General features: G+C 66.2%; 6 protein-coding genes. 1 reads left to right on the plus strand and 5 read right to left on the minus strand.

Annotation, left to right across the window (positions count from 1 at the left end):
• Window positions 1-231 precede the first annotated feature (231 nt).
• Complete coding sequence (locus ABMA59_RS13670) at window positions 232-11,217, plus strand: hypothetical protein (RefSeq protein WP_349005917.1); 10,986 nt, start codon at window positions 232-234, stop codon at window positions 11,215-11,217.
• Between the two features lie 168 nt (window positions 11,218-11,385).
• Here ABMA59_RS13670 and ABMA59_RS13675 read toward each other — a convergent pair whose 3' ends face one another.
• The 5 genes from ABMA59_RS13675 to ABMA59_RS13695 form a co-directional block, all read right to left on the minus strand.
• Window positions 11,386-11,598: a hypothetical protein gene (locus ABMA59_RS13675; protein WP_349005918.1), complete on the minus strand. Its 213-nt coding sequence runs from the start codon at window positions 11,596-11,598 to the stop codon at window positions 11,386-11,388.
• A gap of 140 nt (window positions 11,599-11,738) precedes the next feature.
• Window positions 11,739-12,338, minus strand: a complete 600-nt coding sequence (locus ABMA59_RS13680; RefSeq protein ID WP_349005919.1) for an ABC-type transport auxiliary lipoprotein family protein — start codon at window positions 12,336-12,338, stop codon at window positions 11,739-11,741.
• An 82-nt stretch (window positions 12,339-12,420) separates the two neighbouring features.
• Entirely contained in the window at window positions 12,421-13,794 is a 1,374-nt protein-coding gene (locus ABMA59_RS13685) for an MlaD family protein (protein ID WP_349005920.1), read from the minus strand.
• A 13-nt stretch (window positions 13,795-13,807) separates the two neighbouring features.
• Complete coding sequence (locus tag ABMA59_RS13690) at window positions 13,808-14,632, minus strand: ABC transporter ATP-binding protein (protein WP_349005921.1); 825 nt, start codon at window positions 14,630-14,632, stop codon at window positions 13,808-13,810.
• A 1-nt stretch (window position 14,633) separates the two neighbouring features.
• Window positions 14,634-15,803 carry an ABC transporter permease gene (locus ABMA59_RS13695; RefSeq protein WP_349005922.1) on the minus strand — a complete coding sequence of 390 codons (1,170 nt, stop codon included), beginning with the start codon at window positions 15,801-15,803 and terminating at the stop codon, window positions 14,634-14,636.
• Window positions 15,804-15,826 lie beyond the last annotated feature (23 nt).

Genomic DNA, 15,826 nt, shown 5'->3' on the forward strand with positions numbered 1-15,826 from the left:
CATGTGGACAACCCGTTAAACGCAAAAAAGGCCAAAAATTGGCTCAATTTGCCGTCTCAACATGTTGTGACGTTAACCCTATGTTTAAAGTTTTACGCATTTGGCGGGATTGCGGTTTTCTTTACGGACCCTGCTGGATACGATACGGCGGGTTTAGAATAGGCCTTTCGTGCGAGGTTTCCCTCGCGACATTCGACCGGCATTGCAGCATTCGTGCAGGGTAGTAGCGGCATGGCGAAAGCACCGACGACATCGAAAAACCTGGACAGCGATGTCGCGAAGGAGCTGGAGAAAGCGCTGGATCGCGACCTCGTCAGCCAAGGCGACGATCTCGACATAGCGGCATCCATGGAAGATCTGGAGGCGCAGATTTCACGCGCCGCCGAAGAGCTTTCGCGAGAGACGCGCAGCACCCAGGCTGTTCAGGAAACGCCCGCCGCCCAGATCGAGGAAGACGACGATTTCCTCGTCGACACGGACATCAAGCCGGCATCCTCGCTCGGCTTGCGCCCTGCTGATCCGCCGGCCGCGTCGTTCGCGCCGGCAAACGACGATACCGTCCGGGATTCCCGTCTTGCCCTGCAAAGCCTGAACCGCCGCTCCTCTTCGGGCATCTACTGGGCGGTTGCCGCGCTTTCCCTGCTGTGGATCGCCGGCGGGCTGATGCTGGGCTACCTTCTGGTCGGCCCGGAAATCCTGGAAGAATTCACCGCGAGCACCGTCCTCGACCAGCCGCTGGTGCTGCTGGTCGCCATCATCACGCTCACGCCCCTCATCCTGTTCTGGGCTTTCGCGGTGATGATCCGCCGCGCGCAGGACATGCGGCTGGCGGCGCAAGGCATCGCCGAAGTCGCCGCGCGGCTCGCCGAACCCGAAAGCATGGCGCAGAACCGTATCCTCACCGTCGGCCAGGCCGTGCGCCGCGAAGTCGCCGCCATGGGCGAAGGCATCGAGCGCACGCTGGCGCGCGCCGTCGAACTGGAGACGCTGGTCCATACCGAAGTCAACCAGCTCGAACGCTCCTACACCGAGAACCAGGCGCGCATCCGCGCGCTGGTCGACGGCCTTGGCAGCGAGCGCGAAGCCGTCGTCACCCACGCCGAGCGCGTCCGCGCCTCGATCACGGGCGCCAACGAGACGCTGAAGGATCAATTGAGTTCGGCCAGCGACGTCATCCGCGACAGCATCCTCGGCGCGTCGACCAAGCTGACGATGACCATCACCAATTCCGGCGACGCGCTGATCGACCGGATCAACGACAGCGGCAACTCGATCTTCGATTCCATCGGCAGCCGCCTGGACAGCCTCAGCGACCGCATCACCACCTCGGGCGAGGCCTTCGCCAGCCTGCTCGACACCCGCATCGCCACCCTCAAGCAGACGTCCGACGACGTCACCCGCTCGCTGACCGACATGCTGGACGAGCGCACCTCGGGGATGGTCTCGCTGCTCGGCGGCGCCGCGCGTTCGCTCAACGATGAATTCGACACCAGTCTCAAGGCAATCGAGCGCACCCTGGCCGAACGCGGCCAAAGCCTGATCGGCGAGTTCCAGACCCGCGCCGAGGCGCTGGATACCGGCACGGAGAAGCTGAACGCCGCGCTCGAAGCACGCGCCCGCCAGATCAACGACAACCTCGTCGAACGCGCCAGCGAGATCGCCGCGACCTTCACCGGCGGCCGCGACCAGCTCGCGACACTCTTCGACGAGAGCAAGCTGAAGCTCAACGCCGATATGACCGACATGGTCACATCGACGGCTTCCGTGCTGGAGGCGCGCGTCTCTGATTTCGCCGGCCGGCTGGAAGAAGCCCGTCATGCCGCGTCGAAGGCGTTCGATACCGATCTCATCAAGCTTGCCGACCAGCGCAAGGGCCTCGACGAAGTCATCGACCTGCATGCCCGCCATATCACCGAGAGTGGCGAGCGCATGACCAATGTGCTGCGCGCCGATCTGGAGCGTTTCACCGTCAACCGCGGTGAACTCGAGCAGACCGTGGATGCGCAGGTCCGCAAGCTGGCCGAGGGCCGCGAGACGCTCGCCAAGGCGGTCGAGGACGATCTGCGCCGCATCGACGAGTCGCGCACGCTGATCGACCTGTCGCTCGGCGAACAGCTCCGCAAGATCGCAGAGGGCCGCGAAAATCTCGACCGGGCGCTGCAGGAAGATGCGGTGAAACTCGCCCAGAGCCGCATCAGCATCGACGACATGGTCACCTCGCACGTCGCCAAGCTGAGCGAGGGCCGCAACATCCTGTCGCGCGCGCTGGAAGCCGACGCATCGGTCATTGACGGCATGGTGGCGACGCAGGCCGAAAAGTTCACCGAGGGCCTGACCTCCCTCTCCCAGGCCTTCGAAAAGGACATCGAGCGTCTCGAATCCATCGTCACGGGCCAGACGGCGCGCATCGCCGAGACCCGCGGCGCGCTGAGCCGGGCGCTCGACGACGATATGGGCAGCCTCGACACGATCGTCGCGACCCAGGTCGAGAAGATCGAAAACGGCCGCCGCGCGCTGATGGATTCGCTGCAGACCGACCTTGGCGGCATCGAGGCCGTCGTCGCCGGCCAGATCGACAAGATCGCCGCCAGCAGCCGCGCCCTGTCGCAGTCGCTGCGCGGCGAGTTCGAAGGGGTCGAGGCGCTGGTCGACGGCCAGGTCGGGCGCATCGCGGAGAGCCGGTCGGCGCTGACCAGCGCGTTGCAGGCTGACGTGGGCACAATCGACGGGCTGGTCTCAAGCCAGGTGGAAAAGATCGAGCTCGGCCGCAGCGTGCTGTCGAAGGCGCTGGAAGCCGACATGGCCGGCATCGATTCCATGGTCTCCGGCCATCTCGACCGGCTGGCCGAGGGGCGGCGCATCCTGTCTCGCGCGCTGGAAACCGAGATGGCCGACATCGAGGGCATGCTCGCCGGCCAGTCGGGCCGGCTGGCTGACGGCCGCGAGGCGCTGAGCAAGGCCTTCGCTTCCGACATGACGGCCATCGACGACATGATCGCCAACCATGTGAACAAGCTGGTCGAGGGACGCGGCGTGCTGACCGTCGCGCTCGAAGCCGACATCGCCGAGTTGCACGCAGCCGGCGACACCCAGGCCCAAAAATTCGCCGAGGGCCGTGACCTTCTGTCGAAGCGCCTCGCCGACGATCTCGCCAGGCTGGACGAAAGCCGCAACGGCATCGACGGACTGGTCGCCGCGCAGGTGGAAAAACTGGCGGAAGGCCGCGACATCCTCAAGCGCGCGCTGGAAGCCGACCTTGCGCACCTCTCGGAAAGCCGCGCGGAAATCGATGGCCTTGCCGCCACCCATGTCGGAAAGCTCGCCGAGGGCCGCGACATCCTCAAGCAGGCGCTGGAAGCGGACCTTGCAACGCTGGCCGAAGGCCGCGCCTCGATCGACGGACTGGTCGCCGCGCAGGTGGAGAAGCTCGCCGAAGGCCGCGATATCCTGAAGCGCGCGCTCGAAGCCGATCTGGCGAAAGTTTCCGAAAGCCGCGCCGAGATCGAGGGCATCGCCGCCGGCCATATCGAGAAGCTGGCGGAGGGCCGCAACCTGCTCGCGCGGGCGCTCGAAGACGATCTCGCCAAGCTCGACGGTATCGCGACGACCCATGGCGAACGCCTCGCCGAGGGCCGCAGCCTGCTGGCGCGCGCGCTGGAAACCGACCTCGCCAAACTGGCGCAAAGCCGCGCCGAGATCGACAACATCGCCGCCGGCCATATCGAGAAACTGGCCGAAGGCCGGGATCTGCTTGCCGGGCAGCTCGAAAACGATCTGGCAAGGCTCGACGGCATCGTTGCCGCTCACGGCGAAAAACTGGCCGAGGGCCGCAACCTGCTCGCCGGACAGCTCGAAACCGACCTCGCCAAGCTGGACAGCATTGCCGCCACGCATGGCGAAAGGCTTGCCGAAGGCCGCAATCTGCTTGCCGGGCAACTCGAAGCCGATCTGGCGAAACTCGACGGCATCGCCGCGACCCATGGCGAAAGGCTGGCCGAGGGCCGCAATCTCCTGGCCGGACAGTTGGAGACCGACCTCGCCAAGCTCGACGGCATTGCCGCCACGCACGGCGAGAGGCTCGCCGAAGGCCGCAGCCTGCTGGCGCGCGCGCTCGAAGCCGACCTCGCGAAACTGTCGCAGAGCCGCGCCGAGATCGACGGCATCGCGGCAACGCATGTCGAAAAGCTCGCCGAGGGACGCAACCTTCTGGCCCGCACGCTTGAGGAAGACATCGCCAAGATCGAAGGCGTCAGCGCCACGCATGTCGCGAAGCTGACGGAGGGCCGCGACATCCTCAACCAGGCCTTGGAGGCCGATCTCGCGAAAATCGCGGAAAGCCGCGCCGAGATGGACGACATCGCCGCGAGACATGTCGAGGCGCTCGCGGAGGGCCGCAACGTGCTGTCGCGGTCGCTGCAGGAAGACCTTGCCAGGATCGAGAGCCTGAGTGCCGCCCATGTCGAAAGACTCGCGGAAGGCCGCGGCCTGCTCAATCAGGCTCTGGAAGCGGACCTTGCCAGGCTGGCCGAAAACCGCGCTGGCATAGACAGCCTCGTCTCCGCGCAGGTGGAGAAGCTGGCCGAGGGGCGCGACATCCTCAAGCGCGCGCTCGAAGCCGATCTTGCAAAACTCTCCGAGAGCCGCGCCGAGATCGATGGCATCGCGGTCAAACATGTCGAAACGCTGGCCGAGGGCCGCAGCGTCCTGTCGCGGTCGCTGCAGGAAGACCTGGCCAAGATCGAGCATATCAACGCCGCGCATATCGAAAAGCTCGCGCAGGGCCGAGAGGCGCTCAACCTGTCGCTGGAGGCCGATCTCGCCAAGCTGGCCGAGAGCCGCGCCGGCATAGACGGCCTCGTCGCCGCTCAGGTGGAGAAGCTGGCCGAAGGCCGGGACCTCCTCAAGCGCGCGCTCGAAACCGACCTGGCGAAACTCTCCGAAAGCCGCGCCGAGATCGACGGCATTGCCGCAACCCATGTCGACAAACTCGCCGAGGGCCGCGAAATCCTGGCCCGCGCCCTGGAGGCCGATCTCGCACGGCTGTCGCAGAGCCGCGCCGAGATCGACGGCATTGCCGCTACCCATGTCGACAAGCTTGCCGAGGGCCGCGACTTGCTGGCCCGCGCCCTTGAAGACGACCTTGCACGGTTGTCGCAGAGCCGTACCGAGATCGACGGCATCGCCGCGAAACACGTGGAGACCCTGGCCGAAGGCCGCAACGTCCTGTCGCGTTCCCTCGAACAGGATCTTGCAAAAATCGAGGACATCAACGCCGCGCATATCGAAAGGCTTGCGCAGGGCCGCGAGGCCCTGAACCTGTCGCTGGAGGCCGATCTCGCCAAGCTGACCGAGAGCCGCGCCGGCATAGACGGGCTCGTCTCCGCGCAGGTGGAGAAACTGGCCGAAGGCCGCGACATTCTGAAACGCGCGCTCGAAGCCGACCTGGCGAAACTATCCGAAAGCCGTGCCGAGATCGACGGCATCGCCGCGACCCATGTCGACAAGCTCGCGGAAGGCCGCGAAATATTGGCCCGTGCCCTGGAGGCCGATCTTGCGCGGCTGTCGCAGAGCCGCACCGAGATCGACGGCATCGCTGCCGCGCATGTCGAGCATCTCGCCGCCGGCCGCGACGTGCTGAAACAGGCGCTGGAAGCAGACCTCGCACGCCTGGCCGAAAGCCGTTCCGGCATAGACAGTCTGGTGACGGGCCAGATCGAGAAACTGTCGGAAGGCCGCGACCTGCTCAAGCGGGCGCTGGAAGCCGACCTTGCAAAACTCTCCGACAGCCGTGCCGAGATCGACGGCATCGCCGCCATGCATGTCGAGCGGCTCTCGGAAGGCCGCGACGCGCTGGCGCGTGTGTACGAGGCCGACATGGAGAAGCTGTCGCAGCGCCGCATCGAGCTGGACGACATGGCGAAGGTCCATGTCGAGCATCTGGCCGCCGGCCGCGAAGTGCTGAAGCAGGCGCTTGAAGCCGATCTCGCCAAGCTCACCGAAAGCCGCTCCAGCATCGACGGCCTGGTTACGGCACAGGTCGAGAAGCTGGCCGAAGGACGGGACATCCTCAAACGCGCGCTCGAAGCCGACCTGGTAAAACTGTCGCAGAGCCGCTCGGAGATCGACGGCCTGGCCGCCGCCCACGTCGCAAAGCTTGGCGAAGGCCGGTCGCTACTGCGCGACGCGCTGGCTGCCGACCTCACGGCGCTCGAAGCGAGCCGCGCCGAGATCGACGGCATTGCCGCCGCCCATGTCGACCGGCTGGCCGAAGGTCGCGAAGTGCTGAAACGTGCGCTGGAAGCCGACCTCGAAAAACTGTCCGAAAGCCGGGCTGAAATCGAAGGCATCGCCGCCAGCCATGTCGAGAGGCTGGCCGAGGGCCGCGAGACGCTCAAGCGCGCGCTGGAGGACGACCTCGCCCGGATGCTGGAAAGCCGCTCCGAGATCGACAGCATCGCCGCCGGCCATGTCGAGAAGCTTGCCGAGGGCCGCGACCTGCTGCGGCGGGCGTTGGAGGCCGACCTCGCCGCGCTCGACGAGAGCCGTGCCACCATCGACGGCCTGGTCATCGACCAGGTGTCGAAGTTCACCGAGGGCCGCAACTCGCTGTCCAAGGCGCTGGAAGACGATCTGGCCAAGGTTCAGGATGCGCGCGGCGAGATCGACCAACTCGTCTCCTCGCATTTCGACAAGCTCGCGCAGGGCCGCGACGCGCTGAAACTTGCCCTCGAGGCCGACCTCGACAAGCTGGCCGAAACCCGCACCGAGATCGACGGCCTGGTCCAGACGCAGGTCGGCCGTCTCACCGAAGGCCGCAACTTCCTCGTGCAGGCGCTGGACGCCGACCTGTCCAAGGTCGCCGACGCGCGGGGCGCGATCGACGCCAGCATCGTCGGGCATGTCGCGAAGCTGGCCGAAGGCCGCAGCCTGCTGTCGCGGGCGCTGGAAGCCGACCTGAAGAAGGTCGGCGACGACCGTGGCGTGCTCGACCAGATCGTGGCGAAGCAGCTTGAGCGGATCACCGAAGGCCGCGACATGCTCGCGAAGGCCATCGAGACCGACATGGCCGGCCTCGAAGGCGTCGTCCGTGACCAGATCGGCAAGCTTGCCGACGGGCGCGAGGTGCTGTCGCGCGCCCTCGAACAGGACATGTCGACCATAAGCGGTCTCGTCGACGGCCATGTGCAGAAGCTGGCCGAGACCCGCAACGCACTGACCGACGCGCTGCAAGGCGATCTCGGCATGATCGATGAGGTCATCGCCGGCCAGGCGGAAAAATTCGCCGAGGGCCGCGACCTGCTCGCCAAGTCGCTGGCCGACGACCTCGCGCGGCTCGGCGAGAGCCGGGCGAGCATCGACCAGCTCGTCTCGGCCCAAGTCGCAAAGCTGGCGGAAGGCCGCGACATCCTGCGCCGCGCGCTGGAAGCCGACCTCGCCAAGCTCGGCGAAACCCGCAACGGCATCGACCAGGCCGTCGAAGGCCAGGTCCAGAGGCTTGCCGAGGGCCGCGAGGTGCTCAGGCGCGCGCTCGACACCGACCTCATCCAGCTTTCGGAGGCCCGCGCCAGCCTCGACCGTCTGGTCGAGAGCCATGCCGAGAAGCTGGCCGAAGGCCGGGGCATGCTCGGCCGCTCGCTGGAGGACGATCTGGCGAAGCTCGCCGAGGTCCGCGGCAGTATCGACCAGTTGGTGCAGTCGCAGGTCGAGACCATCGCCGAGGGTCGCGAGATCCTGGCCCACGCGCTCGAAGCCGACCTGGCGAAAATGGCCGGGAGCCGCGCCGACATCGATTCGATCGTTGCCGGCCATCTCGAAAAACTGGCGGAAGGCCGCACGCGGCTTGCCCAGGCACTCGACACCGATTTCGAGAAGCTGGTGGACGCACGCCGCACCATCGACCTCGAAATCTCCTCGCATATCGACACGATAGCCGGCAAACGCGACCTCATCTCGCAGGCGCTGTCCGCCGATGTCGAGCGCATCGAAGGCGCGTTCAGCCGCCAGACGGGCGTCATCGAGGAACGCACCGGCACAATGGAGCGCGCGCTTTCCTCGGGCATCGAGAATGTGCGCCAGGCGCTGCAAGGCAGCGCGGTGGCCGTCGCCACGTCGCTGCGCGATAAGGTGATGGAGATCACCGCCTCCTTGCATCAGGAGGCCGGCAACGCCTTCACCGATGCCGACCGGCGCATTGCCGAGCGTGCGGAACAGACATCCGCGGCTCTTCTCGCCCGTGCCGAGGACATTGCCGGCGTGTTCGCCGACGTCGACCAGCGCATCGTCGCCCGAACGGGTGAGACGGCTGAGACCCTGTCGGCCCGCGCCGCCGAAATCGCCGGGACCTTCGAAGAAGCGGACCGCAGGCTCGTCGAACGCGCCGCGGCAACGGCGGAGACCTTGGCGGCCCGTGCCGGCGAGATCGGTCAGAATTTCGAGCGGATCGACGGCAGCATCGGCCAGCGCATAACGGAATCGGCCGACGCGCTCAGCGCCCGCGCCGCCGAGATCGGCAAGCTGTTCGACGAAGTCGACGACCGGATCGTGCTGCGCTTCGCCAAGGGAGCGGAAAACCTCGATGCCCGCGCCGGCGAGCTCAATGCCCTGTTCGACAGCGCCGACCGCAAATTCGTGGAGCGCATCGAGAATGGCGCACAGGCCTTCGGAGCCCGCGCCACCGATCTCGTGAAGGTGTTCGAGGGCGCCGACCAGCGGCTTACCGAGCGCGTCGGCGAGACCGCGGCGACACTCGCCGCCCGCGCCAGCGAGATCGGCCGGCTGTTCAGCGACACCGACGAGCGCCTCGCCGCCAGCATGGACAGGAATGCCGATATGCTGGCCGGTCGTGCCGATCAGTTCGAAAAAGTCTTCGAAGCTGCCGACCAGCGCATCGCCGCGCGTGTCGACCAGACGGCCGATACGCTTGCCCAGCGTTCCATCGAGCTCGGCCGCGTGTTCGAGAGCGCCGACGAGCGGATCGCCGCCGGCACCGAGGCCGCCGCCGCTGCCCTGTCGGCACGCGCCACGGAAATCGGCGAGGTCTTCCGCGAGGCCGACGAGCGGCTTGCCGCACGCACCGACGCCAGTTCGCAAGCGTTGGCGGCGCGCGCGGTCGAGATGGGCGACGTGTTCAAGGGCGCCGACGAGCGTTTTGCGGCGCGCATCGGCGAAAGCGCCTCGGTCATCGGAGCGCGCGCTGAGGATGTCGCCAAGGCCTTCGCCACGGCGGAACAGCGCGTCGTTGCGCGTGTCGCCCACTCCTCGAAGGAACTCGAAGCCCGCGCCCGCGGCATCGAGCAGGCGCTCTCGGCGGCCGACCAGCGCGTGATGTCCGGTGCGGAGGCGGCGGCTTCCTATGTCGAGACGAGACTCGCCGAGGCCGAAGGCCGGCTGGCCAACAGCGCCGACGAAGCGACCTTGCGGGTCGGCAACACCATGGCCGATGTGGAAGAGCGGATGGCCAGCGGCGCCGAAACCTTGCGTCAGCGCGTCAACGAGCACGTCGCGGAGGCCGAAGCGCAACTCGTGTCGCGCGCCGGTGTCATCGCCGACACGTTCACGGCGGTCGGCAAGCATATCGGCGACAGCACCAACGACGCGGCCCGCGCCATCGCCGCCAACACGCGCGAGCTCAACGCGCTGATGGCGGAGCGCTCGGCGGAGATCAACCGCATCCTCGACGAGACGGCGCGTCCGATCGCCGACAAGCTCAACGCGGCCCACACCGACCTGGAACGCACCGTGGAAACCGCGTCGCAGCGCGCCGCCGACAAGCTGCGCGCCGGGAACGACGCCTTGGCCGAAGCGCTCGCCAATCGCACCGCCGAGACGCTCGCGGCAGTCGACGGCGCGCGCAACAACCTCGCCACCGGCGTCAGCGACCTGATCGGCCGCATGTCGGCTTCCAGCTCGAAGCTCGGCAAGCTCATCGAGGCCGCCGCCGACAACTTGAACAAGGTCGACGGCGAGCTCAGCTCGACCACCGAACGTTTCGCGGCAACGACGGAAAAGGCGGCGCTGACCTTCGCAAGCTCGGCGCGGCTGGTGGATTCCAACACCACCCGGCTGGCCGACCTGTCGTCCGGCACGCTGCGGGAAGTCGCCTCGATCGCCACCCGCTTCGAGGAGCACAGCCGCCTGCTCACCAGCGCCTCGCATCTGCTCAGCTCCGCGCAGAGCAATCTCGAGCATACGCTGGAACGCCAGTCGACGCTGGAGGACCTGGCGGTTGGGCTGGTCAAGAAGTCGGAAGACCTCGAAAACATCATGAGGTCGTTCGAGAACCTTGTCGGCAATGCGCTGGAGAAGGCCGAGGGCAAGACGCTGGCCTCGACCGACAAGATCCGCGCCGCGATCACCGACGTCGTCGAATCGGCGACCAAACGCTTCGCCGACGCCACCGAGGAGATGCGGCGCACGGCCAGCTCGATAAAGGGCGACCTTGACGCCACCCGAGCCGAGCTGAAGAAGGGCGTGCTGGACATGCCGCAGGAGGCGAAGGAATCGACCACCGCCATCCGCCGCGCGGTCGGCGAGCAGATCAAGGCCTTGAAGGAACTGTCGGAGATCGTTGCCAAATCCGGCCGCACCATCGACGTGTCCGACAAGTCCGACACGCCGGCGCCGCGCCGGCTGGTGCCACAGCAGCCGGCGCGCCCCGCCGAGCCGCCGCCTGCGCCGCAACCCGCGCCGCGTGCGGAAGCCCCGCGCGCCCGCGAAGAGGATCAGCGACCGAAGGCCGGCGGCTGGGTGCGCGACCTGCTTGGCGCGGCGTCCCGCGCCGAGCACGAGGACGACGGCGACGTGGTTGCCGCTCCGCCGGCCCGCCCCGCAGCGCCGCGAGCACCCGCGCAGGCAGCACCTCGTGCCCCCTCGCCGGCCGCGGCGACGCTCAGCACGCTGTCCGTCGACATCGCCCGCGCGATCGACCAGGACGCCGCGATCGAGTTGTGGCGGCGCTACCGGCGCGGAGAGCGCGACGTGTTCACGCGCCGCCTCTACACGCTGAAGGGCCAGCAGACCTTCGACGACATCCGCCGCAAGTACCAGAACGACGGCGAGTTCCGCGTGGCCGTCGACCGCTACTGCGAGGATTTCGAAAAGCTGCTGAAGGACGTCGCCCGCAACGACCGCGACAACCGGATGACGGAGACCTACCTCACCTCAGACACCGGCAAGGTCTACACCATGCTCGCCCATGCGGCGGGCCGGCTGCACTGAGGAGACTTGGGAGAATAAGTGAATCGCTTTGAACCTGTCATCCCCGGCGCTGACCGCGAGCGTGCGGGGATAGGTGATGCACTTATTTCTCGAAGCCGCCTAAGCGTCTACAGACGAGAGGCGCCGAACCCGCTTATGCCGGGTTCGGCCGGCGTTTGCCGAACAAACTCAGAAAAGCTTCAGCATCCAGATCGTGAACAGGCTGACGGCGTTGCGGATCAGGGAAACGACATCCCTGGCAAAGTCGTCGGCGATCGGCAGGCCGAAGTAGCGTGAGATGATGAAGACGCAGAGGCAGGTGATCGTCAGCGGATAGAAAAAATTGAATGTCCAGGCGATCCAGTTTCGCCGGATGACTGTTTCTTGACCGCGCTCCGCCATACCAGCCCCGATCGAATATCGGGCCGGAACTATCGGTCGAATTGATAAACAGTCGATGAAGACCGGCCGTCCGGCTTGCTTCACCCTGCGTGACGGCCGTCATCGCGGCCACACTGCTAGCCGAACGGCTGGAAACAGCCTCAGGCCTGCCTGTCGACCCATTCGACAATCTCGGCGCCGACCACGCCGAAAGCCGCGTCGAGGCCGCGCACATAGGCGTCGTTGCCTTCGCCCGATATCGGAGAAGTCGCCCGGAACTCCTTCGAGGCCCGCACCGTGCCGTTGCGGTCGTTCAGGAGCCGCACATAGATCTCGACGGTCGCATGTGTCCCGCCGCCGACCCTGACATCGAAGGCGCGTATCTCGGCAACCACCTGATAGTCGATGGCCAGCCCCTCGCCCGGCGTGCCGACGCCGTTGAAGCCGCCCGCGGACTGGAAGGACTGGGCCAGCCTGGCCTGCACGATCAGCGGCAGCCGGTCTGCCCACTGCGCGCCCTTGAGGAACTGGATCGAGCCCGGCCCCCCTGTCCTGATGACGATGTTCTGGCCGTCCAGCGCCTTCAGCGCTCCCGGCTCGGCGATCAGGATCTGTCCGTGGTGGCGTCCGCGCGCTGCGGGCGCATCGGGTGCGGAAAGGTCATAGGTATCGAGCGGCGGCGTGCCGCCGCCTAGCAAGGCGCAGCCGCTCAGCGAGAGTGCGGCCGACAGCAACGCGGATGTAAGGCTGAGGCGCTTCACGAAAAATGCAACCCGCTCACACGAATCCCCGATGGACGACCCCTCTCGTCCTGACCCTGTTTGCGGTGCGCTGGCGCGCAAGTCAACGCCGGGCGCGGCCGTCATACTGGCGAACGGTGCCATCTCCACCGGTAATGATGCGCTGCGGGTTGCGTTCCAGGTCGGTGATCGCCCGCTCGATGCGGTTAATGGAGCGCCGCCCGTCCTGGATCAGCGCCTCGGCATCGCGCAGCCCCTGCCCTGAGAACCGCGCCAGCCCGTCGGTGATGACGCCGAGCTTCGAGTTCAGCGTGTCGGCCACCTGCTTGAAGCCCTTCAGCGTATCGTTGGCGTTGGTGATCAAGTTCGACGCATTGTCGGAGCCGAGCAGGCTGTCGACCTTGGCAAGCACCCCGTCGACCCGCACCGAGGCCTGGTTCAGCCGGCGCATCATTTCCGATGCGTCGCTGATCATCTGGTCGATCTGTTCCGACTTGTTGGAGAATTTCTCGGTCACCTTGGCGATGTCAGCGGCGGCGGCATTCGCCGAGCGGCTCGCCTGCTCGATATTGGCCAGCGCGCTGCGCACTTTGGCTGGATCGACGCCGTCCAGCACGCCATCCACCTTGCCGAGCGTCACTTGCGCGCCCTTGGCGAAGTTGTTGATCGTCGCCACGGTTTCACGAACCTCGCGCACCGTGTCGTCGAACTGAGCGCTGGTCTTGGCGAGATCGGCGGTGAACTTGTCGACATTTTCGACCACCGTCTGCACCTTCTTCGGGTCGACGGCCTTCAGAATATCCTCGGCGGCCTTGAGCGTGCCGTCCAGCTTGCCAGAAACACCTGCCAGTTCACCGGAGAGTTTTGAGACACTGTCCAGGAACTTGTCGACCCCATCGGAATTGCGCGCCAGCGCGCCGGAGAATTTCTCGACATTCTGCACCGTCTGGATCAGCGGCCCCTTGGCTTCCCCGGTGAAGCTCTCGAGATCGCCGAGCACATTGTCGGCACGTTTGAAGATGTCCTGCGCCTTTTCCAGCAGGTTGGTCACGGCCGATGGATCGGCGGTGATTTCCGCCACGGTGCCGTTTTCATCAGCCTCGTCGAAGAGGTTCGGCTCCTGGCTGTCGGTGCCCTTGATCTCCAGGGTCGCCTGGCCGGTAAGGCCGGCGATGCCGATGACGGCCTTGGTCGATCGGGTGATGGGCGTCAGCCGGTCGACCTGCGTGTCGGCGATGGCGACGCTGGGGTTTGCCGTGTCGATATAGACGCGCCGCACGTCGCCGACCTTGACGCCGTTGAAGAACACGCCGCTGCCGGTGGCCAGCCCGGAGGCCGATCCGGGAATGCGCACGCGCAGAAGCGCGACTTCTCCCCGGTTGCCGAACGCCGCCATCCAATAGACGAAGGCAAAGGCGGCAAGGATGGCCACCAGGGTGAAAATGCCGACGACGACGTAGTTGGCTCTCGTTTCCATTCAGACCGTGATTCTACTTCCTTGCGGCAAGATCAAGCTGCCGTGCACGTTTTCCGCGAAAATAGGACTTTACCCACGGCTCCTCGCTGGCGAGCATATCGTCGATCGTGCCTTCCACCAGCACCTTCTTCTTGCCGAGCACCGCGACACGGTCGCAGACGGAGAACAGGCTGTCGAGGTCGTGGGTGACCATGTAGACGGTCAGCCCCATCGTGTCGCGCAGCTTGGCGACCAGTTCGTCGAAGTCTGCCGCGCCGATCGGATCGAGGCCGGAGGTCGGCTCGTCGAGGAAGACGAGGTCGGGGTCGAGCGCCAGCGCGCGGGCAAGTGCTGCCCGCTTGATCATGCCGCCCGACAGTTCGGAGGGAAATTTCGGCGCGGCGTCGGGCGGCAGGCCGACCAGCTCGATCTTCAGATAGGCCAGTTCGTCCATCAGAGACTGCGGCAGGTCGAGGTATTCGCGCATCGGCACCTGGATGTTCTCCAGCACCGACAGCGCCGAGAACAGCGCGCCCTGCTGGAACAACACGCCCATGCGCATGTCGATCCGCATCCGGTCTTCCTCGCTCGCCTCGTCGACATCGACATCGAACAGCTTGATCGTGCCCGCCCGTTTCTTGTTGAGCCCGAGCACAGTCCGCAGCAGCACCGATTTTCCGGCGCCCGACGCGCCGACGAAGCCCAATATCTCGCCGCGCCGTATGTCGAGATCGAGCTTGTCCAGCACGATCTTGTCGCCGAAACCGACGGTGACGCCGCGCGCCGACAGGATGACGTCGCCCTTCTTGCCCGCGGTGCGTTTGTAGCCCTTTGGCTGCTCGGCGGTCTGGCTGGCCATCTCAGAAGTTGATCTGCGCGAAGAAGATAGCGAACATGCCGTCGAGAATGACGACGATGAAGATGGATTTCACCACGGAGGCGGTGACGTGCAGGCCGAGCGATTCGGCGCTGCCTCCCACCTTCATGCCCTCGACCGAGGCGATGATGCCGATGATCATGGCCATGAACGGCGCCTTGATCATGCCGACGAGAAACGTCCCGACGTCGATGGCCGAACGCAGCCGGTCGAGAAACGCTTCGGGCGCGATGCCGGAATAGGTCCAGGTGATGCCGATGGCGCCGGCGATCGCGGCGAAATTGGCGATGATGGTGAGGCACGGCAGCGCGATCACCAACGCCACCAGACGTGGAAACACCAGCACGCCGACCGGATTGAGGCCGATGACGGTCAGCGCATCCACCTCCTCGCGCATCTTCATCGAACCGATCTCGGCGGTTATCGCGCTTCCCGAGCGGCCGGCGATCATGATGGCGGTCATCAGCACGCCGAGTTCGCGCAGCACCAGGATGCCGACCAGATCGACGACGAAGATGTCGGCGCCGAAATAGCGCAGTTGGAAAGCGCCCTGCTGCGCCACGATGGCGCCGACGATCGTCGACATCAGCACGATGACCGGAATCGCGCCGACGCCCATGCGGTCGATCTGGTTGAAGATCGCCGCCAGGTTGACGCCGTGGCCGCGCCCGATCTTCATCTGGCCGCCGCGGATGGTGGCGCCGAGAATGTTCATCGCCGCCAGGAAATCGTCGCGCGCGGCATAGACGGCGCGGCCGAGCCCTTCCAGCCCGCGGATGGCCAAATTCTGTCGCGCTGGCCCTTCCGGACGCTTCTGGCCGGCGGCCTCGCGGATGGCGGTCAGCAGAACGTCCATCGCTTCCGTCTGGCCTTGCAGCGACACGTCGGTGCCCTTGGCGTTGGCCTTCTCGATGAACCGGCCGATCAGCCAGGCGCCGGCGGTGTCCATGCGCTCGATCCCCGACAGGTCGAGCGCGAGCGGATTGCGGCCGGCCCCGCCGGCAAACTTCTCCATCTCCTCGTCGACATCAGCGATCGTACGGGTCGTCCAGCGGCCGGACAGGCGAAGCACCTTCCGTCCGTCCGCATCGGTCTGCTCGACCGTCGGCTGCCCGTCGGCGCGGCTTGTTTCCCTGGAGCGATTGAACAACATTGTTCAATGTCTTAGCGGCGGAA

The sequence above is a fragment of the Mesorhizobium yinganensis genome (assembly GCF_040081985.1).
Taxonomy (GTDB): domain Bacteria; phylum Pseudomonadota; class Alphaproteobacteria; order Rhizobiales; family Rhizobiaceae; genus Kumtagia; species Kumtagia yinganensis.